This is a genomic window from Halomicronema hongdechloris C2206 (assembly GCF_002075285.3).
Classification (GTDB): Bacteria; Cyanobacteriota; Cyanobacteriia; order Phormidesmidales; family Phormidesmidaceae; genus Halomicronema_B; species Halomicronema_B hongdechloris.
This window is the reverse complement of the sequence record NZ_CP021983.2, coordinates 2579202-2602451: the sequence shown is the minus strand read 5'-3', so window position 1 is coordinate 2602451 and position 23250 is coordinate 2579202. Positions and strand designations below refer to the sequence as shown.

22 protein-coding genes and 1 pseudogene are annotated in these 23250 nt (G+C 56.9%); 14 read left to right on the top strand and 9 right to left on the bottom strand.

The genetic code is table 11. The features are described from left to right. Positions 1 to 16 precede the first annotated feature (16 nt). Positions 17 to 484 carry a QcrA and Rieske domain-containing protein gene (locus tag XM38_RS11700; protein ID WP_088429923.1) on the top strand — a complete coding sequence of 156 codons (468 nt, stop codon included), beginning with the start codon at positions 17 to 19 and terminating at the stop codon, positions 482 to 484. Between the two features lie 196 nt (positions 485 to 680). Continuing rightward, positions 681 to 977, top strand: a complete 297-nt coding sequence (locus XM38_RS11695; protein WP_080806808.1) for an RNA recognition motif domain-containing protein — start codon at positions 681 to 683, stop codon at positions 975 to 977. A gap of 229 nt (positions 978 to 1206) precedes the next feature. Here the strand turns inward: XM38_RS11695 and XM38_RS11690 are convergent, their stop codons facing one another. Beyond that, complete coding sequence (locus XM38_RS11690) at positions 1207 to 1731, bottom strand: hypothetical protein (RefSeq protein ID WP_137455087.1); 525 nt, start codon at positions 1729 to 1731, stop codon at positions 1207 to 1209. 203 nt (positions 1732 to 1934) lie between these two features. Here XM38_RS11690 and dxs point away from each other — a divergent pair, with 203 nt between their 5' ends. The 3 genes from dxs (at position 1935) to XM38_RS11675 (ending at position 6405) form a co-directional block, all read left to right on the top strand. Then, positions 1935 to 3842 carry a 1-deoxy-D-xylulose-5-phosphate synthase gene (dxs, locus tag XM38_RS11685; RefSeq protein ID WP_080813946.1) on the top strand — a complete coding sequence of 636 codons (1908 nt, stop codon included), beginning with the start codon at positions 1935 to 1937 and terminating at the stop codon, positions 3840 to 3842. A gap of 87 nt (positions 3843 to 3929) precedes the next feature. Then, positions 3930 to 4991: an S-methyl-5-thioribose-1-phosphate isomerase gene (gene mtnA / locus XM38_RS11680; RefSeq protein WP_088429921.1), complete on the top strand. Its 1062-nt coding sequence runs from the start codon at positions 3930 to 3932 to the stop codon at positions 4989 to 4991. 229 nt (positions 4992 to 5220) lie between these two features. Further along, complete coding sequence (locus XM38_RS11675) at positions 5221 to 6405, top strand: ATP-dependent DNA helicase (protein WP_225889294.1); 1185 nt, start codon at positions 5221 to 5223, stop codon at positions 6403 to 6405. Here the strand turns inward: XM38_RS11675 and XM38_RS11670 are convergent. Both XM38_RS11670 and groL read right to left on the bottom strand, forming a co-directional pair. After that, positions 6396 to 6665, bottom strand: a pseudogene (locus XM38_RS11670) (Uma2 family endonuclease); the annotation flags it as partial. The gene XM38_RS11675 and the pseudogene XM38_RS11670 overlap by 10 nt on opposite strands. 492 nt (positions 6666 to 7157) lie before the next feature. Continuing rightward, positions 7158 to 8831 carry a chaperonin GroEL gene (gene groL, locus XM38_RS11665; RefSeq protein ID WP_088429919.1) on the bottom strand — a complete coding sequence of 558 codons (1674 nt, stop codon included), beginning with the start codon at positions 8829 to 8831 and terminating at the stop codon, positions 7158 to 7160. Positions 8832 to 9089: 258 nt separating this feature from the next. Here groL and XM38_RS25960 point away from each other — a divergent pair, with 258 nt between their 5' ends. The 6 genes from XM38_RS25960 to XM38_RS11640 all read left to right on the top strand — a co-directional run bounded on the left by XM38_RS25960 (position 9090) and on the right by XM38_RS11640 (position 15521). Next, positions 9090 to 9392, top strand: a complete 303-nt coding sequence (locus tag XM38_RS25960) for a hypothetical protein (RefSeq protein ID WP_187329381.1) — start codon at positions 9090 to 9092, stop codon at positions 9390 to 9392. A gap of 46 nt (positions 9393 to 9438) precedes the next feature. Then, positions 9439 to 10080, top strand: coding sequence for a class I SAM-dependent methyltransferase (locus XM38_RS11660; RefSeq protein WP_088429915.1), 642 nt, complete (start codon positions 9439 to 9441; stop codon positions 10078 to 10080). Between the two features lie 39 nt (positions 10081 to 10119). Further along, positions 10120 to 11568 (top strand): glutamate--tRNA ligase, encoded by a 1449-nt coding sequence (gltX, locus tag XM38_RS11655; protein WP_080813940.1) that lies wholly within the window; start codon positions 10120 to 10122, stop codon positions 11566 to 11568. Between the two features lie 151 nt (positions 11569 to 11719). Next, positions 11720 to 12097 carry a hypothetical protein gene (locus XM38_RS11650; protein WP_080813938.1) on the top strand — a complete coding sequence of 126 codons (378 nt, stop codon included), beginning with the start codon at positions 11720 to 11722 and terminating at the stop codon, positions 12095 to 12097. Between the two features lie 341 nt (positions 12098 to 12438). Beyond that, positions 12439 to 14325 carry an ATP-dependent zinc metalloprotease FtsH2 gene (ftsH2, locus tag XM38_RS11645; RefSeq protein WP_088429913.1) on the top strand — a complete coding sequence of 629 codons (1887 nt, stop codon included), beginning with the start codon at positions 12439 to 12441 and terminating at the stop codon, positions 14323 to 14325. A gap of 71 nt (positions 14326 to 14396) precedes the next feature. Next, the gene (locus XM38_RS11640) at positions 14397 to 15521 is read left to right on the top strand and encodes a glycosyl transferase (protein WP_306441500.1); all 1125 of its coding nucleotides are present in this window, start codon (positions 14397 to 14399) and stop codon (positions 15519 to 15521) included. A 58-nt stretch (positions 15522 to 15579) separates the two neighbouring features. Here XM38_RS11640 and XM38_RS11635 read toward each other — a convergent pair whose 3' ends face one another. Further along, positions 15580 to 16755 (bottom strand): glycosyltransferase, encoded by a 1176-nt coding sequence (locus XM38_RS11635; RefSeq protein ID WP_202978877.1) that lies wholly within the window; start codon positions 16753 to 16755, stop codon positions 15580 to 15582. A gap of 365 nt (positions 16756 to 17120) precedes the next feature. Here XM38_RS11635 and XM38_RS11630 point away from each other — a divergent pair, with 365 nt between their 5' ends. From XM38_RS11630 to era, 3 genes are all read left to right on the top strand, one after another. Next, positions 17121 to 17327, top strand: a complete 207-nt coding sequence (locus XM38_RS11630; protein ID WP_137455086.1) for a hypothetical protein — start codon at positions 17121 to 17123, stop codon at positions 17325 to 17327. A 209-nt stretch (positions 17328 to 17536) separates the two neighbouring features. After that, on the top strand, positions 17537 to 17971 hold the full coding sequence (locus XM38_RS11625; protein WP_088429909.1) for a secondary thiamine-phosphate synthase enzyme YjbQ: 435 nt from the start codon (positions 17537 to 17539) through the stop codon (positions 17969 to 17971). A 12-nt stretch (positions 17972 to 17983) separates the two neighbouring features. Further along, positions 17984 to 18937: a GTPase Era gene (gene era / locus XM38_RS11620; protein WP_080813090.1), complete on the top strand. Its 954-nt coding sequence runs from the start codon at positions 17984 to 17986 to the stop codon at positions 18935 to 18937. 7 nt (positions 18938 to 18944) lie between these two features. On the opposite strand, the gene XM38_RS11615 is transcribed toward era, so the two are convergent. The 5 genes from XM38_RS11615 to XM38_RS11595 form a co-directional block, all read right to left on the bottom strand. Then, a complete protein-coding gene (locus tag XM38_RS11615; protein WP_080813088.1) occupies positions 18945 to 19319 on the bottom strand; it encodes a hypothetical protein in 375 nt (124 codons plus the stop codon). A gap of 410 nt (positions 19320 to 19729) precedes the next feature. Then, the gene (locus XM38_RS11610) at positions 19730 to 20758 is read right to left on the bottom strand and encodes an ABC transporter permease (RefSeq protein ID WP_080813086.1); all 1029 of its coding nucleotides are present in this window, start codon (positions 20756 to 20758) and stop codon (positions 19730 to 19732) included. A gap of 8 nt (positions 20759 to 20766) precedes the next feature. Further along, positions 20767 to 22431 carry an ABC transporter substrate-binding protein gene (locus XM38_RS11605; protein WP_080813084.1) on the bottom strand — a complete coding sequence of 555 codons (1665 nt, stop codon included), beginning with the start codon at positions 22429 to 22431 and terminating at the stop codon, positions 20767 to 20769. Between the two features lie 101 nt (positions 22432 to 22532). Next, a complete protein-coding gene (locus XM38_RS11600; protein ID WP_080813082.1) occupies positions 22533 to 22748 on the bottom strand; it encodes a hypothetical protein in 216 nt (71 codons plus the stop codon). A gap of 132 nt (positions 22749 to 22880) precedes the next feature. Further along, the gene (locus XM38_RS11595; protein WP_080813080.1) at positions 22881 to 23183 is read right to left on the bottom strand and encodes an ArsR/SmtB family transcription factor; all 303 of its coding nucleotides are present in this window, start codon (positions 23181 to 23183) and stop codon (positions 22881 to 22883) included. Positions 23184 to 23250: the final 67 nt, after the last annotated feature.

Here is a 23250-nt window from a genome sequence, read left to right as displayed (position 1 = left end):
GCAGGAGAACATCGCTATGAAACGACGGGAATTTGTCAGTTGGGTAGGACTAGGCTGTCTAGCGAGCTCCTTGCCCATGGCCATTGCAGCCTGTCAGTCCGCCGATACCACCTCGAGTTCTAGGGAGAGCCCCAGTGAGGACGTCGAGGTAGCTTCTACGCCGCGGCCGGACGGCTTTGCGGCCGTGGGGACTGTAGCCGGGTTAGATGAGGCCGGTTTTCTCTCTGATAAGAATTTTCTCGGCTCCCAAGTAGTGGTCGTTCGAGATCCTGCCGATGCCACGGCGGTGTTGGGGGTAAATTCCCTGTGCACCCATCAGGGGTGCTACGTGGAGTGGGACGATGGCACCGAAGGCTTTGCCTGTCCCTGCCATGGATCTCAGTTCAACCCCGATGGCAGTGTGCGCCAGGGGCCTGCCGCCGAGCCTTTAGACGCTTTTGAGGCCAAAATTGAAGGCGAGTTGGTACTGGTTAAAGTAACTTAACCTGAAACCGTTGCCAGGACTGGGAAATGCCCCCTCAGCTCTTGTGGAAATCAAAATCCAGGTTAGAATGATCACGGTTGGACAAAGATTCGGTTGCATCATTTGATAGTCAATTTTCGGTCTTCCGTTTGAACTTGATAAGCTGCGCTCCGAAATCTCAACACCCTACACACTCTTAAGTTTCGGAGATTTTTGTATGTCTATTTACGTTGGCAACCTCTCCTATGAGGTTACCGAAGAGGATTTGTCCTCTGTGTTTGCAGAGTACGGCTCAGTGAAGCGGATCCACATGCCCACCGATCGCGAAACCGGTCGGTTCCGTGGCTTCGCGTTTGTGGAGCTGGTGGAAGAGGCTAACGAAACTGCAGCTATCGAGGATCTCGATGGAGCCGAGTGGATGGGCCGTGACCTCAAGGTCAACAAAGCCAGACCTCGGGAAAATCGCTCCTCTGGTGGTGGCAACCGCCGTGATAGCTTCTCTCGGCGCTACTAAGTCTTGGTCCGATCTGAGTCTTTGGCTGGGAACCTGTATCGCTAGACGCTCCGTGTCTCTGAGGCAGAGCCCGTGATTGCAAACCCCCTGGGTGTTAAGCACCTGGGGGGTTTATGCGTACTACTACGTACTACTTCCCGGGCCCCAAGGGGCAAGGGAGCAAGCTGTGTGGCTGGCATTCAAATCAGCCCCCCTAATCCACAAACCCGAGTACTCTCGGCCCCTGCTGCTACTCGGCGGGGATGAAGGTGGGATCGAGGTCGGTGGGGCGATAGCCGGCGCTGAGGCAGCTATTGAGGGCGTCATCGGTGCTGGTCTCTAGGGCATCTGCTAGGCCAGTGACACAGGCACTATAGCGTCGGGGCAAGATGCTGCGATGGCAGCTCTCTAGCACCTTCAGCCCATCAGACACCGCCAGGGTGGTGTAGATATCGCTGACGCAGCTGGCCATGTCCTGGGGACGTCGATCCCGAGAGCAAGCCGATAGAATCTCGTCAGGGGCCACCTCAGTCACCTCAGCCACAGACTCAACGCAGTCAGCCAGCTCTGTAGGATGGAGGGCCTTGGCACAGGTGGTGCGGGCGGCTTCGGGGGCGACTCCGGCAGCGAGCAGGTCCCGGGCACAGGTATCATACTGGTTGGCCCCGGCCGAGGGGGTGATGTTAACAGTGGTTGCGATCGCAATCCAACCCGCGATGGTGAACGGTATCGTAGGCCACTGGAGGCCATGTGAGCACACACGAAAATGAACCATAACAGAACGTTAAAGGTTATATCGGTTAGTTAACGGTTGTCAGCAGCGATTACGGCTTATTGCTCAATAAACGTATGGTCTTGGCAAATCTGTCTAGAGTGGTTAGCTAAGGCTGCCCCAAGCTCCTGCCCCTGGTAGACAAATCTCCTACAGTGAGGTTAGCAGGAAATCACCATTTGCATGGATCCAGAGGATATTTCAGTATGCACCTGAGTGAAATAACTCATCCCAATCAACTGCACGGGCTGTCCATTCGGCAACTAGAAGATATTGCCCGCCAGATTCGTGAAAAGCATTTAGAGACCGTCTCCACTAGCGGTGGCCACCTAGGCCCCGGGTTGGGGGTGGTCGAACTCACCCTGGCCCTCTATCAAACCCTCGACCTGGATCACGACAAGGTCCTCTGGGACGTTGGCCATCAGGCCTACCCCCACAAGCTGATCACCGGTCGCTATCACCGCTTCCACACCCTACGGCAGAAAGACGGCGTTGCTGGCTATCTGAAGCGATGCGAGAGCCGCTTCGATCACTTCGGCGCCGGTCACGCCTCCACTAGCATCTCGGCTGCCCTGGGTATGGCCCTGGGCCGCGATCGCAAAGGGGAAGACTTTAAGGTCTGTGCCATCATCGGCGATGGCGCCCTCACCGGGGGCATGGCCCTAGAGGCCATCAACCACGCCGGCCACCTGCCCAATACCCGCTTGCTGGTGGTGCTCAACGACAACGAGATGTCGATCTCGCCCAACGTCGGGGCGATTCCCCGTTACCTGAACAAAATGCGCCTGAGCCCGCCAGTGCAGTTTCTCAGCGACAACCTGGAAGAGCAGTTCAAGCATCTGCCCTTCGTCGGCGACTCCCTCTCCCCAGAACTACACCGGGTGAAAGAGGGCATGAAGCGCCTGGCCATTCCCAAGGTCGGAGCCGTCTTCGAGGAGTTGGGCTTCACCTACATTGGCCCCATCGATGGTCACAACCTGCAGGAATTGATCAGCACCTTCCAAGAAGCCCATCAGCATCCGGGCCCAGTGCTGGTGCATGTGGCCACCACCAAAGGCAAAGGGTATGAAATCGCCGAGCGGGATCAGGTGGGCTACCATGCCCAATCCCCCTTCGACCTGGCCACCGGCAAGGGTCTTCCCTCCAGCAAGCCCAAGCCGCCTAAATATTCCAAGGTCTTCGCCCAAACCCTGATCAAGCTGGCCCAAGACAATCCCAAAATCATCGGCATCACCGCTGCCATGGCCACGGGCACCGGCCTCAACAAGCTGCAGGAAGCCTTGCCCCAGCAATATATCGACGTGGGCATCGCCGAGCAGCATGCCGTCACCCTATCGGCGGGATTGGCCTGCGAGGGCATGCGGCCGGTGGCAGCCATTTACTCCACCTTCCTGCAGCGGGGCTTTGATCAGGTCATTCATGATGTCTGTATTCAAAACCTGCCGGTGTTCTTCTGCCTGGACCGGGCCGGCATCGTTGGGGCCGATGGCCCCACCCACCAAGGGCTCTATGACATTGCCTACCTACGCTGTGTTCCCAACATGGTGCTGATGGCCCCCAAAGACGAGGCCGAATTGCAACGCATGTTAGTCACCGGCATCAACCACACCAGTAGCCCCATTGCGGTGCGCTATCCCCGGGGCAATGGCTACGGCGTGCCCCTGATGGAAGAGGGCTGGGAGCCTGTGCCCATCGGTAAGGGAGAAGTGTTGCGCCAGGGAGACGATGTGCTGCTGGTGGGCTACGGATCCATGGTGTATCCCGCCCTGCAAACGGCTGAAATTCTCAGCGAGCATGGCATCGAGGCGACGGTGGTGAATGCCCGCTTCGCCAAACCCCTAGATACGGAGCTGATTCTGCCCCTGGCCCAGCAAATTGGCCGGGTCGTCACCCTGGAGGAGGGCTGCCGCATGGGTGGGTTTGGCTCCGCTGTGGCCGAGGCCCTGATGGATGCCCAGATGACTTTGCCGGTGTTGCGCCTAGGGGTGCCCGACCAACTGGTGGATCACGCCCAGCCCGATGAAGCCAAGGCCACCCTGGGCCTGACCCCGGCCCAGATGGCACAGCGGATTTTGTCCACCTACAGCGTGGAAAAATCTGCCGTTCGGGTCTAGCCGCAGACGGGGTATGGTTTAAGGGGATGTAGGGGCATCCTGCATCCCCACTGTCTTCTTTATACGGCCTCTGCCGGCCAACGACCTATGGTTGATTCGGTCGATACCCATGTTTATCCGGTGGTCTGGCAAACAGATCACGTGCTCCTGGTCGATCAAAATAAGCTGCCCGAGGAATATACCGTCGTCTCCATTAGCCGCTGCGACGACATGATGACGGCGATTCGTAGCCGCATCGTGGCCGGAGAGTCAGCCATTGGCATCGCTGCCGCCTATGGCGTCTATCTGGGGGCCTCGGAAATGCGGATGGAGGACCGGCAGGCCTTTCTGGAACGCCTGGAAGCGGTGGCGGAACAACTGCGTAGCCTGCGCCCCGACAAGACCAGTCTGCAACGGGCCATGGAGCGGATGATGCAGGTGGCCATCCAGACCCCGGGCTCGGTGGAGTCGATTCGGGAGCGGTTGTTGCAGACGGCCCAGGCCATGCAGACCGAGGATTTGCACATTGGCCATGCCATTGGGGATCATGGGCTGGCGATCCTACCGTCTACCCCAGACCAGCTCACCCTATTCACCCACTGTAACCATGGCGCCCTGGCCACGGCAGGCTATGGCACTTCCTTGGCGGTGGTGCGGACGGCGTGGCAACAGGGGCGGCTGGCTCGGGTCTATGCCGGCGAAACCCGCCCCCGCTTTCAGGGCTCGCGGTTAACGCCTGGGAATGGTGTGCAGGAGGGAATTCCGGTGACGGTGGTGACCGACAGTGCCGCCGCCCGTTGTATGCAAGAGGGCCGTATTCACGCGGTGTTGGCGGGGGCCGACCGGATTGCCGCCAATGGCGATGTGATCAATAAGATTGGCACCTATGGCTTGGCCCTGATCGCCAAGGCCCATGATGTTCCCTTTCTGGTGGCGGCGCCCCTGTCGACGGTAGACTTTTCCCTGCCCGGTGGGGAGCAGGCCGCCATTGCCACGGCCGCCCCAGCGGAAATCGCTCGCGTTGGCGGCAAGCTGCTCACCCCTAAGGCGGTGGAGTGCTATAACCCCACCGCCGATGTCACTCCTGCCGAGTTAATCACTGCCATTGTCACCGAACAGGGTGCGATCGCACCCACCGATCTCCACGCCTATCGAGATCAGGCGAGATGACGCTGCCGTCGCTGCAGCCAGACCCCCATACTGTCAGTAAGTCTCTACCGTCGGCTATCCTAGAGCCATGGAAACCGGCAGCGTCAGAATTCAGTGTCGCTGAGGCAACCCCAGAGACTATCCCCGAGGTGTTGCCGGGGATAGCGTTAACTGCTGAGCAAATGGCAAGCCCTACAGGCCCTGGAGAATTTCCTGCACAGCCAGGAAAAACTCTATTTACTCACCGGCTATGCCGGCACCCGGCAAAACCACCCTGCTGCAGGCCCTGATCACGCGGCTGCGGCGGCAGAAAGACAAGCGTAGCATCATCGTCCTCACCGCCTTCAGCAATAAGGCCACCAAGGTTCTGGGCACCATGGCCATTCGCTGGGGCCTCACCCTGGACTGCATGACCTGCTGTAAGCTGCTGGGGCTACGACCGGTAATCGATGACCAAACCGGACGGCAATTATTTCGCCCCGACCGGCACCAGAGCAGCCAACTCGACCGCTACCGCCTAGTGATTGTGGACGAGTGTTCCATGATCAACGCCGAGATGTGGGCGCTGCTGGTCAATGCCGTCTCCGATCTCTACACCGGGACCCAGCTTCTCTTCGTCGGCGATGCGGCCCAATTACCGCCGGTGGGCGAGCCGGAATCTCCCTGTTTTCGCCAGATTCATCATCGCTCTGACCTGACCCAAGTGGTCCGCTATGGCAATGCCATCGGTATCTTGGCAGAAGATCTGCGCCGCCATCTAGAGCGAGACCATTTTCCCCGCTTTGGCAGCGACACCAATCCGGAGCAGACCGAAGGTTGCTTCGTTCTGTCTCGGTCCCGCTGGCATCAATTACTGCTGCGGGCCGTCACCAGTGAGGCGTATCAACACGATCCTGATCAGGTGCGGGGGCTGGCCTATACCAACCGGCGAGTGCATCAACTCAACAGCCAGATTCGGGCCACCATCTATGGCCCCGAGGCCGATCGCTTCGTGCCAGGGGAGCGCCTGATTGCCAATAATCCCTGCTTAGAAGATGACACGATTGTGCTGCCCACCTCGGCTGAATGCGAAGTGCTGCAGGCGACGCCGGGCTATGCCGGAGATTGGCCGGTGTGGTTTCTAGAGGTGGAAACGGAGGAAGGGGATTACCGTATGTTGCGGGTGCTGCACCAGCGGGGGCAATCCCAGTATCGCTTGCGCCTGGAAGCCCTGGCTGCCGAAAAGCGCTGGCAGGAATTCTGGACCCTGAAGCAACTCTTCCACGATGTCAACTACGCCTACAGCCTCACTATCCACAAGAGCCAGGGGTCTACCTTTCAGGATGTGTTTGTCGATTTGCCTTCCATGGCAGCGAACCCCAATGTGATGGAGCGTAATCAGCTCTGCTATGTGGCCTTTACCCGCGCTGCCAAACGCCTGTTCGTTTATCGATGATCGCTGGCTGCGCAGAGTCGTTCGCGTAGCGTCTCTAGCGGAGAAAGCCGGTGTTCTCTGAGCAGAGTCGAATCGACCTGGAAAATATCGATTTTTTCTTGGGCCAGACTAATGACATGATGCTGTTTTTGATCGACCAGAAGGTACTCCCGCATGTCTGGGATGGAGCGGTAGTACATGAATTTATCGCCCTGATCGTAGCTCTGGGTGGATTTTGACAGCACCTCAGCAATCAGCATCGGGGCCATGACCATGGTTTTGCTGTCGTCTGGGCCAACCATAGCGATTGAGAAAGCGGCTGAGCGCCGCTGCCGATTTCGTTTGGCTATGCTGAGGTCGCGGACGTCGTGAGGCCAACAATAGGGCCAATAAACACTGCAAAGTCGCCTGCATATGGGCACTCGGCATCAATTCAACCACTTCCGACCTGAGTTCCTGCATCTTGCTCCATCCGAACGACAGCGTGGCTACCAGGCTTTATTAAGCAGGGAATGCGCTGCCCTGGAATCGGGCCGTCACCTTCGTGGTGAACCATGACATTCCCCACAACAATGGGTTTCGGTCCTGGCTTTTGGACCCTCAAGATGAACACCTGGCCTATGCCTAGAACGGCCCAAATGTGGTTGGCAGAGTAACCGGTCAATAGAGCTGCTAGTTCAATGAACACAACGAGGGCTTAGTTACCTAAGCCCTCGTCGCTAGTCTATTCAGTCAATAGGCTGAATGGTTGGTGGTCGCCGGGATGGCTGGGCTTACATCATGCCCATGCCCCCCATGCCCCCCATACCACCCATGCCGCCCATGCCGCCCATGCCGCCCATGCTGGGATCGGGACCGGCGGGTTCCGGTTCGGGTTGCTCGGCCACTAGGGCTTCGGTGGTCAGCACCATGCCGGCTACTGAGGCCGCATCCTGCAGGGCAGAGCGCACCACCTTAGCCGGGTCGATAATGCCACTGGCAATCAGGTCTTCAAATTCGCCGGTAAGGGCATTGTAGCCTACGTTGAAGTCCATGGTTTTGGCCTTCTCGACGATGACCGAGCCCTGCACCCCAGAATTGTCGGCAATCTGCCGCAGAGGAGCTTCCAGGGCACGCATGACGATGTCGACACCGGTTTTTTCCTCAGCAATGGTGAGGCTGTCCTTGAGGCCGTTGAGCTTATCGGCCAAGTGAATCAAAGTGGTGCCGCCACCGGGAACGATCCCTTCTTCCACCGCTGCTTTGGTGGCACTGAGGGCGTCTTCGATGCGCAGCTTGCGCTCTTTCAACTCGGTCTCCGTGGCTGCGCCGACTTTAATCACGGCAACGCCACCGGCCAGCTTGGCCAGACGCTCAGACAGTTTTTCCTTGTCGTATTCTGAATCGGTGCGCTCTAGCTCCTGGCGAATTTGAGCCACGCGCTTCTCGATATCAGCAGTGTTGCCACTCTCAGACACGATGGTGGTGGTGTCTTTGGTGATGGTGACTTTGGTAGCGACCCCCAGCATATCCAGGCTGACGGAGTCGAGGCTGAGGCCCACTTCTTCGGAGATCACCTGGCCGCCGGTGAGGACGGCAATGTCTTGCAGCATGGCTTTGCGGCGGTCGCCAAAGCCTGGGGCCTTAACTGCTGCCCCGTTGAGGACACCGCGCATGCGGTTGACCACCAGAGTCGCTAGAGCTTCCCCGTCCACATCTTCGGCGATGATCAAAAAGGGAGTGCCTTCCCGGGCAATGCGTTCTAGGACGGGCACCAGATCTTGTATGGAGCTGATCTTTTTATCGGTGATCAAGATGCGGGCGTTGTCGAGTTCGGCCACCATCCGCTCTTGATCGGTGACAAAGTAGGGAGACAGATAGCCGCGGTCGATCTGCATCCCTTCCACAACATCGAGTTCAGTGGTGAGGGATTTTGACTCTTCCACAGTAATAACGCCGTCTTTGGTGACTTTGTCCATGGCAGCCGCGATCATCTGCCCCACTTCCTCGTCGCTGCCAGCTGAGACAGTGGCCACTTGTTCGATGGCGTTACCTTGCACTGGCTTGGCGATGGCGGCAATTTCAGCGACCAGCATTTTCACGGCCTTTTCGATGCCACGACGCAGGCTGACGGGGTTGCTGCCAGCGGCAACGTTTTTCAGGCCCTCTTTGATCATGGACTGGGCCAACACTGTGGCGGTGGTGGTGCCGTCTCCAGCCATGTCCTTGGTTTTAGAGGCCACCTCCTGCATGAGTTTGGCCCCTAAATTCTCGAAGGGATCTTCCAGGTCGACTTCCTTGGCGATGGTAATACCATCATTGACGATTTGGGGGGCGCCGAATTTTTTCTCGAGGACGACGTTACGCCCTTTGGGTCCCATGGTGATCTTGACGGCGTTGGCTAGGGCGTTTACCCCCCGCTCCAACGCCTGCCGTGAGGCTTCATCAAAGGTAACTAGTTTGGCCATGTCCAGTCTTTACAGCTCTGCAGTGTTGGCTTAGCACTCCCTATGGGCGAGTGCTAACTCAGTTAGATTATCGCTCTTAAGTGGCCTCAGTAAGTCGTAATGACCGATCCTTTTTAGTCTAAAAATTGCAGCAGGTGCACGTAGGGCTGGGGCCAGTCGCGATAGGCTGTGGCCTGGCGCTGAATCTGTTGGTCTTGGCTGAGGGTACGACTGCAGGGCCTGCCGTATTTGGCCTGGACGCGATCGCTGCCGGGCGGAGTGGGACTAACTGTAGTCTACCAGGGCCGCCTGGCTGCGATGGATGACATTGATGCGAGCATCGGCACCCCTTGGCGGATTGTGGCCTCGCAGCCCGGTCTTTGGCCTCGCCCGTTTCTGGCTGTGAATGAAATGGCTCTGGGGGGCTTAGGGATCCTAGAAGCAGCCGTGGATAGCCGCCTGGTAGACTGCTTGATAGTGATTACGGGTCTGCAATTTGGCCAGGCTGTTGTGTTATGGCCGTTGTATTCTCAGGTGCATCTACATAGGGACAACTGCAAAAAGCCTTACAGTGGAAAATAAGCGCCTGGGCTTATCCAGGCGACTCCCGCATCAACGTCATCCTGCCATGGCTACCTTTCTAAGACCCCTGAGCTATCGCTATCAGTGGCTCTATGATGCGATTTCCCGCACAGCTGCCCTCACCGTCGGCGGAGAGCGGCGCTTTCGCCACCTGCCCCTGCAGGGATTAACCATCACTCCTGAGACCCGGGTCCTGGATCTCTGCTGTGGCAGCGGTCAAACTACCCGCTTCTTGGTGGAACAGTCAGAGCAGGTGACGGGCCTAGATATTTCCCCCCGCTCCCTGGAAAGGGCTCAGGAAAACGTCCCCCAGGCCACCTATGTGCAAGGCTGGGCGGAGGAGATGCCTCTGGCTGACAACTCTTTCGATGTGGTGCACACCAGTGCCGCCATGCATGAGATGACCCCAGCGCAGCGGCAGCAGATTTTTCAAGAGGCTGGGCGGGTGCTGAGGCCGGGCGGAACCTTGGCCATGGTGGATTTTCATCGGCCCCACAATCCGTTGCTTTGGCCTGGGTTGGCCCTATTTCTGTGGCTATTTGAAACGGAAACTGCCTGGCAGTTGCTCGACAGTGATGTGGCCACCGAGCTTGAGAAAGCGGGGTTACAGGTGACGTCTTTCCAACTCTATGGGGGCGGCAGCCTGCAGGTGCTCCATGCAACTAAGCCAGCATCGGCACCCCTATAAACCTTATAGAATAGTCATTTGTTGCTCGTTGCACACACCATGACCGTTCGTGTTCGCATTGCCCCCAGTCCCACCGGAAACCTGCACATTGGCACCGCCCGCACGGCGGTCTTTAACTGGCTATTTGCCCGCCATAAAGGGGGCCAGTTCATCTTGCGCATCGAAGACACCGACACCGAGCGGTCACGACCGGAGTTTACCGACAATATCTTGGCTGGACTGCAATGGCTGGGGCTGTCCTGGGATGAAGGTCCCTATTTTCAGTCCCAGCGTTTCGATCTCTATCGCACCACTATTCAGACCCTATTGGATAAGGGACTGGCCTATCGTGCCTACGATACCCCAGCAGAGCTGGATGCCATGCGAGCCCAGCAGAAAGCCAAGGGCTTAGCTCCCCGCTACGACAATCGCCATCGCCATCTCACCCCACAGCAGCAGGCCGCCTATGAGGCCGAGGGTCGCTCAGCGGTGATCCGCTTTCGCATCGACGACGATCGCACCGTTCGCTGGCATGACCTGGTGCACGGTCCCATGACCTGGCAAGGCAGCGACCTCGGCGGGGACATGGTAATTGCTCGTGCTTCCGGTGGCGGCCAGATTGGCCAGCCCCTCTACAACTTGGCGGTGGTTGCAGACGACGTGGATATGGCCATCACCCATGTGATTCGGGGAGAAGACCACATTGCCAACACCGCCAAACAGATCCTACTCTACGAGGCGTTGGGGGTACCGGTGCCAGAGTTTGCCCATACGCCACTGATTCTCAACCCCTCAGGCCAAAAGCTGTCGAAGCGGGACGGCGTCACCTCCATCTCCGAGTTTCAGAACATGGGCTTCACCGCCGCGGCCCTGGCCAACTACATGACCCTACTGGGCTGGTCGCCTCCGGATGGTCAAGAACAATTTACTCTGGCAGAGGCAGCGAAACAATTTAGCTTTGATCGCGTCAATAGGGCTGGGGCCAAATTCGATTGGGATAAGCTGGACTGGCTCAACAGTCAGTATCTCCATGCTACGCCACCGGCTCAACTGGTTGAGGCTCTGATTCCCTACTGGCAGGAAGCTGGTTATGCCTTTGATCCTGACCAGGATCGCCCCTGGCTAGAGGCCCTGGCCGCTCTGGTCGGTCCTAGCCTGACTCGCTTGCCCGATGCCGTTGAGCTCAGCCACTTCTTCTTTACTGAAACCGTGGACTACAGCGAGGCCGCCCGCCAGCAGCTGCAGCAAGAGGGGATAGACGCCATCTTGAGCGCTGTGTATGAGGCCCTGCCCACCGTTTCCCTAGATAGCATCGATGCTGCCAAAGGCCTGATCAACCAAGTCACTAAGGCCCAAGGGGTGAAGAAAGGACTGATGATGCGATCGCTACGGGCCGCCCTGATGGGAGACATGCAAGGGCCAGATCTAGTGGAATCTTGGTTTATTCTGCACCAACGCCAGTTTGATCGGCCGCGCTTAGCAGCTGCCCTGTCCATAGCCACTTCCTAACCTCATGGTGATACCGGTGTCTATATCAAGGGTTCTCAGTAGGAGGCTCAGTACAGAAGGGGGGCCTCTGGTTTATCTGGTTAGTCTTGCGGTAGGGCTAGCGCCAGCTCCAGGCTGGGCTCAAGCTGCGACCGCCCATCCAGAAATTCGCTTGCGTCCAGGATTTCAGCCCAATCCCGCCCAGGTGAGTGGCGTTAGCGGTGGCTCCCAGTTGGCTGGAGACGTAGTTGACACCGAGCAAACCCCCAATGGCCGTTGCTTAGGGTATCTCAGTGATACCTCTCCAGATCATATTTTGGTCTTAGAGGCCGATTTCCCGGCCCTGACTCTGTGGGTCGAGAGCCGTCAAGATACCACCCTAGTGATTCGAGGGGACAATGGGGTTTGGTGTAACGATGATTACCAGGAGCACAATCCTGGGCTGTCAGGGGAGTGGCTGCAGGGCAACTATCACATTTGGGTAGGGTCTTACCAACGAGACCGCTACTATCCCTACACCCTATATGTGCGACAAGATTCCGAGACCTAGTAGACTGCAGAGTCATTGCAGTTACCATGTCATTAGCTGGGAACCGAGGCACTAGCGGCCATGGCGTCTTAGTCCCTGGCTGGGGGCGAGGGGAACTGTAATTGGCAGACTTTTCAGAACTAAGTTAAATTAAGTTAAGAATATTTCACAAACAACTGGTCCTTAGCTCAGTCGACCTGCGGGTCCTTACGGCATAGTAAGTAGTAAGTCAGTCTTGACGGTGTTTCATTGGATCAGCCTAGGGGCTGAATAGCTGGCAGTTGTTCCTGGATCACCGCTGATGGATGTGATAGGAATTCAACAAAATTGATCCTCTGTGTTGTTTTAGAGACTACCTACCCATGAAGTTTTCTTGGCGAGTTGCCCTGCTCTGGGCCTTACCGATCTTGGTGATTGGCTTCTTCCTGTGGCAAGGCGCATTTTCCGGATCCCCTGTCAATGCCGGCAGTAATACGGCGAGTACTCGCATGACCTACGGTCGGTTCTTGGACTATCTAGAGGCTGACCGGGTCACCGCCGTCGATCTCTATGAAGGTGGGCGTACAGCCATTGTGGAAGCGGTTGACCCGCAATTAGACAACCGGATACAGCGCTGGCGTGTCGATTTACCGGGGAATGCTCCAGAACTGATTACGCGACTGCGGGAATCAGACGTCAATTTGGATGTCCATCCGCCTCGCAACGACGGTGCAATTTGGGGAGCCTTGGGGAACTTATTGTTCCCTCTATTACTGATTGGGGGGCTCTTCTTTCTATTCCGCCGCTCTAGCAACGTGCCAGGGGGACCGGGCCAGGCCATGAATTTTGGCAAGTCTAAGGCCCGCTTCATGATGGAAGCCAAGACCGGCATCATGTTTGATGATGTGGCTGGCATTGAAGAGGCCAAGGAGGAACTCCAGGAAGTGGTGACGTTTCTGAAGAAGCCAGAGCGATTCACTGCGGTAGGAGCTCGCATTCCCAAGGGAGTCCTGTTAGTCGGCCCTCCCGGCACCGGTAAGACGCTCTTGGCCAAAGCCATCGCCGGGGAAGCTGGGGTGCCCTTCTTTAGCATTTCCGGTTCTGAATTTGTGGAGATGTTTGTCGGGGTAGGGGCGTCTCGGGTACGGGACCTGTTCAAGAAGGCCAAGGAAAATGCCCCCTGCATCATCTTCATTGACGAGCTGGATGCCGTTGGGCGACAGCGAGGTGCCGGTATCGGCGGTGGTAATGACGAGCGGGAACAGACGTTGAACCAGCTCTTGACTGAGATGGACGGGTTCGAAGGCAATACCGGCATCATCATCATTGCCGCCACCAACCGAGTGGATGTGCTAGATCCGGCCCTGCTGCGACCCGGCCGCTTTGACCGTCAGGTGATGGTGGATCCGCCGGATATCAAGGGCCGCCTAGAGATCCTAGAGGTTCATGCCCGCAACAAGAAGCTGGCGGATGAGGTGTCTCTGGAGGCTATTGCCCGTCGTACCCCTGGCTTTACTGGCGCTGACTTGGCCAACCTGCTGAATGAGGCGGCCATTCTCACGGCCCGCCGTCGCAAGGAGGCCATCACCATGTCGGAGATCGATGCCGCTGTGGACCGGGTCATTGCCGGCATGGAGGGCACGCCCCTAGTCGATAGTAAGAGTAAGCGCTTGATTGCTTACCATGAGGTGGGCCACGCCATCGTAGGAACGCTGATGCAGGCCCATGATCCAGTTCAGAAGGTAACGCTGATTCCGCGGGGGCAAGCCCGGGGACTGACCTGGTTTACTCCCAGTGAGGATCAGACGTTGATCTCCCGAGCCCAGTTGCTGGCTAGAATTACAGGTGCCTTGGGTGGTCGAGCGGCTGAAGATGTGATCTTTGGTGATGCTGAAGTGACTACGGGAGCTGGCAACGACCTGCAACAGGTAACGGGCATGGCTCGACAGATGGTGACTCGCTTCGGCATGTCCGATCTGGGTCCCCTCTCTTTGGAAAGCCCCCAGAATGAGGTCTTCTTGGGACGGGATTGGATGTCTCGTTCTGAGTACTCCCAGGAGATTGCTACTCGCATCGACGGGCAAGTGCGAGCCATTGTCGACCATTGCTACAATCAGGCTCGACAAATCATGCTAGATAATCGATCGGTCATTGACCGGCTGGTAGATCTGCTGATCGAGAAGGAGGCCATTGACGGTGAAGAGTTTCGCCAGATTGTGTCTGAGTACACCGTGGTCCCCGAGAAAGAGCAATTTGTGCCGCAACTGTAAGGCACTGTCCAGGTAGCGTTTAGACTCGCCCCCAGCGGCGAGTCTTTTTTTGGCTGTTTTGGGATATGAGCATGACTATGGCCCCGCCGACCCTCTATGTCGCCGTCACTAACCATGGATTTGGCCACGCCACCCGGGCCGCAGCGGTAGCTGCTACCATTCAGGCCCAGTTACCGCAGGTGCGGCTGATTCTGGCCACGACGGCTCCGCAGTGTTGCTGCAGTCCTAATCTAGAGGGTCCCTTTCTGCATCGACCTCGGGCCTTCGATGTGGGGGTGCTGCAGCAGGACAGCTTAACCATGGATAAGACGGCTACTCTGGAGCAACTGCGGCGGATTCAACGGATGCCGACCCACCTAGTGGCGGAGGAAGCTGCCTTTTTGCAGCAGGAGCGGGTGAGCTTGGTATTGGCCGATATTCCTCCACTGGCGACACGCGTTGCGGAGGCCGCTGGTGTTCCCTGTTGGATGATGAGTAATTTTGGCTGGGATTTTATTTATCGTCCCTGGGGAGGTGGGTTTGTGGCGGTAGCTGACTGGATTGCCGAGTGCTTCCAGAGGTGCGATCGCATGTTTCGATTGCCCTTCCATGAACCGATGAAAGCCTTTCCCACCATCACCGATGTGGGCCTTACCGGCGGCAGTCCTCGCTATGCCCCCGACCAATTGCGGGCTATCTTAGCCCCCCGAGTGCCTTCCCCGGAGCTGTTGAGCAAAGCCAAACACACGGTGCTGCTTACCTTTGGCGGTCTGGGGCTACAGCAGATTCCCTACCAGGGACTCAGTCGCTTTCCCGACTGGCAATTTATCAGCTTCGACGCCCAGGCACCAGAGTTGCCCAACTTGCTGAAAATTACCGACCGCTGCCTGCGCCCCGTCGATGTCATGCCCCTGTGCGATCGCATCGTCTCTAAACCCGGCTACAGCACCTTTGCCGAAGCCTGTCGCCTCAACATTCCCATTCTCACCCTGACCCGACAAGACTTCGCCGAGAGTGCCCTGCTGGTGGAGGGTATCCAGGCCGTCAGTCATCATCGCATCCTACGCCCCACCGATTTGTTGCAGGGGACCTGGGACTTTCTGGCCCAGCCCCTGCTGCCGCCCCGCCAAGCCATGGCCCGAGCCACAGACGGCAATCAAACCATCGCCGCGGCAGTGGTGGACTACTTGAGCACAGCGGCAAGCCAAATTGACTAGCGCGAAAAGGGGGCATTTATCCAGATTTCCCTTTCTGCCTTGGCATCACATCCTAGGCCTACGGTAGCAAGGCCTTCCCGGCCAAGTAGTCGGCCACTATCCCCCGCAGTTGCCGCTGGAAATGCTCGACAGAAAACAGTGACTGCTGCTGTGCCAGCGCCGCTAAGGACCGTTGCTGTTGGTCAGGGTGCTTGAGCATCGCCACAATCTTGCTCACAGCCTCTGATTCGCTGTTAAACATCAACTGCTGCTGTTCAGCCCCGACAATTTCCACCTGGCCCCCCCGCGATCGCACAAAAGGAATCATCCCCGCCTGCACCATCTCGGCAATGGAAATGCCAAACGGCTCTGGCTTGTAGTGGATGCCATAGCGACATTGGGCCAGCAGGGCCAAATACTCCTGATAGGGCAAGCCTGCCAGCAGCTGAATCCAATCGGCCTCCGCTGCCACCAACTGCTTGATACGGTTGACGTATTCTCGGCCATAGACGCCGCCGCCACCGCCAGTGATGTAGAGCTTGACATCAAACCCCTGCCGTCGTACCTGCCGCAGTATTCGAATGGCCCGATGGGGCATTTTCGCTGGCACCAGGCGGCCACTGCAGAGAAAACTATCCTGCTTTTGAGACCAAGGCCGCTGGGGAATATCAGCCACCACCGGCGGATAGACCACCACAGACGGAATGTCGTAGTCTTTCTGCACTCGCTGTCCTGTGTAGGCCGAATTCACCAGGGAGACATTTTGCCGTAACCGCTCCACCGAAAAGTCAGAAATGCCATGGCACAGCTTCCGAAAAGGGGCATTTTGCTGTAACTTTCCCCCTTCTACCACCCGTACCCAGTGCATATATTGCAACCCTGGTCGGCCGAAATCGACGCCATTATAGCCGGAAATTACTCCGTCATAGTGCTGGCCCATGGTTTTGAGAGTGCGAATAGAGCCATGCATCATCACCGCCCTCAGGACACTACTATTGGCTAGGGCCCAACGCCCCACCCCACTCCAGGCTGACGGAATCACTGCTTTAACCGTCAGGGTCTGGGGCTGCAACTGGGTGTCATACATGGCATTCAGCCGTTGCAGATCGACGTCAAATAGCGTCAAGAGCGTGACATCATAGTCGTCACACAGCGCCTCCAACATCCACAGGGTCACGGCCTCGGCCCCACCTCCTAGAAAGAAGGGATGCCAGACTAACAGTCGGGATTGGGAGTTGGAAACAGTCATTGCCATGGTCTAAGGTTGAATCCTCACTATAACGGAGGACGGAGGGCGGGGTGTAGGCGGAGCCTGCCCGCAGGGCTTAGGGGTGATGTTTAGTGAAGGGTGAAGAGTCAAGGGTGAAGGGTGGATAGGTGATGGGGTGATGGGGTGATGTTTAGTGAAGGGTGAAGAGTGAAGAGTGAAGAGTCAAGGGTGGATAGGTGATGGGGTGATGGGGTGATGTTTAGTGAAGGGTGAAGAGTCAAGGGTGAAGAGTCAAGGGTGAAGAGTGAAGAGCAGTGGCGTCGGCCGTGTTGTTTAAACTAGGTAAACAATGTGTGGCCAGGGAAGGGCCCCACGGGGCGATGAGTTTTGAGTTTTGAGTTCTCCCGGTGATGGTTGAATTCAACCCTCAACAGGCCAACGGTCAAAATTCCCTTTCCTGGCTTCTGCTTTGGTCTACTCGTCAGGTAGAGGAGCCCCTCGCATCCCTGCCGATGCGACGCGATCTGCGACGGCTCACCGATATGCCCTTCCGCAGGTCCAGGGCGGCGGTTCGCCCTGGTCGTAGGGGTCCGGGGGAAGCGAAATTCCCCGGGTGAGCCCCCCGAGCTACACAACTAAGCGTGGTCTTATCGAAATCCACCTCTCCTGATCGACAAGCCCTTCCGCAGGCCCAGGGCAGTAGTTCAGCAAGCTCACCACAGGCAGTTTGCCAGGGGAGTCGTCTCATCAAGATTCACCGAGTACAGCAAAGACGACACAATAGAAAAAGTACCCAAGAGACGACCGTTAGCATCACCAATCATCCATGACTACTAGCACCCTCCCTCGCCATCATCAACGTCAGCTCACCCTAGCTACTCAGGGAAAATCGTTCCAACGGTTTACCCAGGATGTTCAGGCCGTGGTAACTGAATCGGGGATTCAAACCGGTCTCTGCAGCATCTTTATCCGCCATACCTCGGCCAGCTTGGTGATTCAAGAAAATGCAGACCCCGATGTGTTACGGGATCTGGCCACCTTCTTCGCCCGCCTGGTGCCGGAAGATGGCTCCTACATCCACAGCACCGAAGGGCCCGACGACATGCCGGCCCACATTCGCTCCGCTCTGACCCACACCTCAGAACAGATTCCGGTCATGAAGGGTCGCTTGGCCCTCGGCACCTGGCAGGGGATCTACCTGTGGGAACATCGAGCCCGGGGCAGTCGCCGCGAGATCGTAATTCATGTGACCGGTACCTGAACGAGAGTCTCTATGACCACTGACATCGATACTTTGGGCATTGCCACCATGCCAACGGCGCCGGAGGGGTTTCGCTCTGGCTTTGTGGGCCTGGTTGGCCGTCCCAATGTGGGCAAATCCACCCTGATGAATCATCTGATCGGTCAGAAGGTAGCCATTACATCTCCGGTAGCCCAGACCACCCGCAACCGATTGCAGGGGATTTTGAGTACCCCCACGGCCCAGATCATCTTCGTGGATACCCCGGGCATCCATAAACCTCACCATGAACTGGGGAAGATTCTGGTGAAAAATGCCCGAGCTGCGATCGCATCGGTAGACCTCATCCTCTTCGTCGTCGATAGTTCTACGGCAGCCGGTCGCGGTGACCACTTCATTGCCGAGTTACTCAGGCAACAGTCGGGGCCAATAGTGCTGGGGCTCAATAAATCGGATCAGCAGCCTCCAGACTCTGAGGCCGCCCTGAGCCTAGATCAGAGCTACCAGGCCCTGGCTGGCCACCAGTCCTGGCCGACCTTTAAGTTTTCGGCCCTCAGCGGCGACGGTAGCGAGGCACTGCTGCAGGAGCTGATTACACAGCTCGATCCGGGTCCCTATTACTATCCCCCCGATCTCGTCACCGACCAGCCAGAGCGCTTCATCATGGGAGAACTGATTCGGGAGCAGCTCCTGCTCCATACTCGGCAAGAAGTGCCCCACTCCGTGGCCATCACCATCGATCGGGTAGAGGAAACCCCTGCTATCACCCGGATTCTGGCCACCATCCACGTCGAGCGCGACTCCCAGAAAGGAATCGTTATCGGCAAACAGGGCAGCCTCTTGAAAAGTATCGGCAGCGCCGCCCGTCAACAGATTCAGAAGCTGATTATGGGCAAGGTGTATCTGGAGCTATTTGTCAAAGTGGTGCCCAAATGGCGACATTCCCGCCCTCGGCTGGAAGATTTGGGCTACCGTCCAGACGCTTAGAGACCGGCTAATGCTCGCCGAGGAAATCCGTGAAAAAGTGGGCCCGGGTCAGCTGGCTGCGGGTCATATTAGCCCTGAGCAAGTCACCGTGAGTTAACCGTTCTGCCTGCTGCGGTGTGAAATTTACATAGGAGGGCTGCACCGAGGAGGCTAGCTGAGGCGAGGCAGTCTCCGCTGGTGCAATCGACTCCGCATTAACCCGGTCGTTACCTTGGTGGTTTAAATCCGCAGCGGCGGCTAGGTTACCAGCCGAGTCAACACTCACGACGATTAGAAATACGATGACCCCGATTAAGCAGGCGACACGAAACCCGATTTGCCTGGAGATATCTGCTCCTCGGCCAATTAGTTGGCTCAGCCAATTAGAGGGATCCTCATCCATAGCTCAATGTACACTCCTGGGAAAACACAATTCGACATAAAAGGAAACCAATCATTACAGCCTGAGGCAAGATCTCCAGCACCGGCAACAGACATGAAATGCACTGGCACTGCTTTTGGAAATCTCCTGCAAGCCACTAGCATCAGACCTTTTTGAGAAATCCATCCTGAGAAACAGGACCTCTACCCAGAATTTAGTGGCTAGCTGAACAGCTATTACAGTTAACCTGCCGCAATGGAGTAGGTTGCATTTTGTTATGTACTACACCGTATCAGATTGAGTAATGTTGCGTTCTTTATCTGGCAACGGCGAAGCCGATCAAATTCAATCAGGATCTAGCCTTGACTAAATCGATTTTATTTTTATCTATACATCTTTGATACACATTGATTTTTGTCAATATAGATCTTTCAATAGCGGATGCGGGGGTCGATATAGGCATTGAGGATGTCGATGGCGATGCTGATCAGGGCGACGATGCTGGCGAAAAATACCATCAGTCCCTGGACAACGGGATAGTCTCGCTGGCTGATGGCTTCATAGAGGCGATTGGCTAACCCCGGCCAGGAGAAGGTGACTTCGGTGAGTACGGCACCTCCCAGTAGAGAGGCGAAGGTGAGGCCCAGAATGGTAATCACGGGAATCAAGGCATTTTTCAGGGCGTGCACCAAGATAATGCGGACCTCCGGAATGCCTCGGGCCCGGGCAGCTTCGATGTAGTCGGCCCGCAGGGTCTGTTTCAGGTTTACCCGCACCATGCGCTCGAATACCCCACTGATTAGAATGCCTAGGGTGAGACTGGGCAGGGCCAGGTGGTGCAGCGAGAGTCCCAATTGGGATAGCTGCCCAGTCAATATACTATCCAGGACGTACAGCCCGGTAGGCCCCTGGGGCGGGGTGGCGGTGAGAGGATAGCGAGTACCAATGGGAAACCAGCGCAGCTGCACGGCAAACAGGAGCTGTAGCATCATGCCGAACCAGTACATGGGCACGGCATAGGTGAGAATGCCGAAGAGGCGGCCACCAGCATCGAGGGCGGAGTTGGGTCGGGAGGCAGCCAGGGAGCCCACGCCAATGCCAACAATGGCTGCTACCATCAACCCGGCTAGGGCCAGCTCTACGGTAGCCGGCAAGTGATCGACAATGATTTGCCAGACGGTCTGCCCCTGGCTGGCTAGGGAAGTGCCCAAATCCAGGCTTAGCAGCTGGCCCAGGTAGCGCAGATATTGAATCCCTAAGGGGGCGTCTAGCCCCAGTTGCGATCGCAACGTCTCCTTCACCGCCTCCGGTGCCCGTGGTCCCAACAGGGCATCTACTGGGTCTCCAGGGGTGGCTCGCAACAGCAGGAACACCACCGTCACGATGGTCCAGACCATCAACGGGGCCAACAACAGTCGCGTCAGGATGTAGTAACGCAGTGCCGTAGAGCGAGAGGCCATAGGAATCGCTACTCCTTAGAGATCAGCCCCAGCAAAAACTGCTGCGTCGGCTGAATCGCAACGCCGTCCACCCCGGCTTGGGCAAAGACATAGTCCTTGTTTTGCCACAGGGGAATATAGGGCACATCCTCTGCCAGCAATTGCTGCAGCTCTCGGAAGATGGCCTGCCGCGCCTCTGGGTCAGACTCGGCCCGCTGCTGCGCGATTAACTCATTGGCCGGCTCACTGTAATAGAAGGATCCGGTCCCTTGGCTGGCCCCCTGCTCACATAGGGTCTCTGGCGAGCCCTGATCACAACTCATGAAGGGCTGAATGAAGGTATCGGCATCGTAATAATCGGGGTACCAGTTGGCCAACACCGTGGGATAGACTCCTTTGTCTACGTTCTCCCAGAGGGTAGCACTCTCTGCCGTCTGCACATTGACTGTCACCAACCCCGGCAGGGCCTGCTCAATGGACTCTTTTAGAGTATTGGCGACGATGCTGCGGGGGGTAGAGGCCGAGGGATACCAGATCTCAAAGGTAAAGGGGGCCGCCTCAGAAAAACCCGCGTCCCGCAGCAACTCTTCCGCCAAGTCAAAGTTCCCATCACCATAGGCATCCTCAAAGACCGGCTCATAGACCTCAAAGCTGGTGGGAATCAGGCTGTAGAGAGGCTCCGCCTGGCCTTGAAACACCCGCTGATTGATCAAGGGCCGATCGATCATGGCTGCCATGGCTTGGCGTACCCGCCCATCATCGAAAGGCTCGATCTTTTGGTTCACACTCATGTAGTTGATCACCGTGGTCCCCGCCTCGATCACCTGCCACCCTCCTGAGGCAGCCTCTTGCTCCAGACTGGCAATCTGCTCTGGATCCAGCGTTTGATAGGCCACATCCACTCCCCCGGTCCGGAAGGTGTTGTAGAGATTGGCGGGACTGCTGAAAATTTGAATATCGACGCCTGGGTTGGCCGGCGGCTCCCCCCAGTAATCCGGATTGACATCCAGTTGAATCACATCGCTAGAGAATGCCGCCAGTTTGTAAGGTCCGGAGCCAATGAAGCTATCGGGCTGGAAGCTGCCAGGCTCGATGGCGTAGCTATCGGGGGGCACTGGCGTAACGCCCCAAAAGGTCAATAGGGCCGGAAAGGCCGCAAAGGGGGCCTGTAGGGTAATGGTCAGTTCATAGTCATCGCTGGCTTCCACTGACTCAATTTTTTCCGCCAACAGAAAGGCGGGACGGCCACCATTTTCCATGAAGCGTTGAATCGAGAAGGCCATGACCTCGGCGGTGAACAGGGTGCCGTCGTGGAGCACCACATCCTCTCGCAGGGGAATCGTGTAGGTGAGACCATCCTCACTGATGGTGGGCATGGCCGTCGCCAATTGGGGCACCAGGTCTGTGGTGCCGGGAGCATAGGTATAGAGGCGATCGCCTAAGTTGTAGAGCAAAATTCCCGGAAAAATCTCATAGGCATCGGCTGGGTCTAAGGTGCGAGCCTGCAGGGTAGTGCCCATGGAAATGCGACCGTCAGAAGCCCCTGATTCCCCTGGTGAACTGGACTCGGGAGTCGGTCCACCACAGGCTACGATCAGAGCCATACACAGACTGAACAGCCCAATGCCCTGGGCAATCAGACGCCACTGGCGACGGGAGCAGGCACGACACAAACGAGAAACCGATGGGAACATGGCAGGTGTCTAGCGGCAGGTAAGTCGATCTCGCCTATGGTGCGGGATCAATAATCTGCCTATTTGTATCACCTGATGCCATTGCCCTGTCAATTAGCCCCCTAGCGCCGATTCCGCCAACGCCAGCCCATGATGCCTCCGACGGAAAGGGCTTCAACGGTCATTTGCAATTCTTCTGGAGCGATGGCAAAGCCCCAGGCAAAGGCAATAGCCCCCGTAGAAATCAAGGCAATCTGATAGACCTCTTCGGCAATTTTGACGCCCAACCAGATGACGGCAAGCCCCAGGGCAATCAGGATTAAGTGAGCAATGACCATAGCACTCCTCCGTGGGTGGAGATGGCAGATAGGGAGAGCAAAAAGCCGCCAACCTCGATTTGTTAGAGATATCGAGGAGAATCGATATAAAAAGGCACAGTCTTATATATCTAGGCTTCTATGGTGGCTTAACTAAAGTTCGTCAGCTACCAGATGGGCCAAGTCTGCTAGGGCGGTGTTATTGCGACGATAGTAGGTATGCTGGCCTTGGCGGGTAGATTTAACTAGTCCAGCCTCTTCTAGCATAACGAGATAGTGGGAAATCGTGGACTGGGCCAAGCCCGATTTCTTCTGAATCAAACCTACACAGACTCCCTCAGTTTCATTGACGCCGTTCTCGGCATTGGGAAAATGGGCCTTGGGATCCTTGAGCCATTGCAAAATTCGCAGGCGAGTGTCATTGGCTAGCACCTTGAAAATATCTTTGGTGTCCATATATTAATGGTATATCGCGAATTTTCGATGTGCCTGTTTTGCCAAAGGGTGTACTTTGTGACTAAAT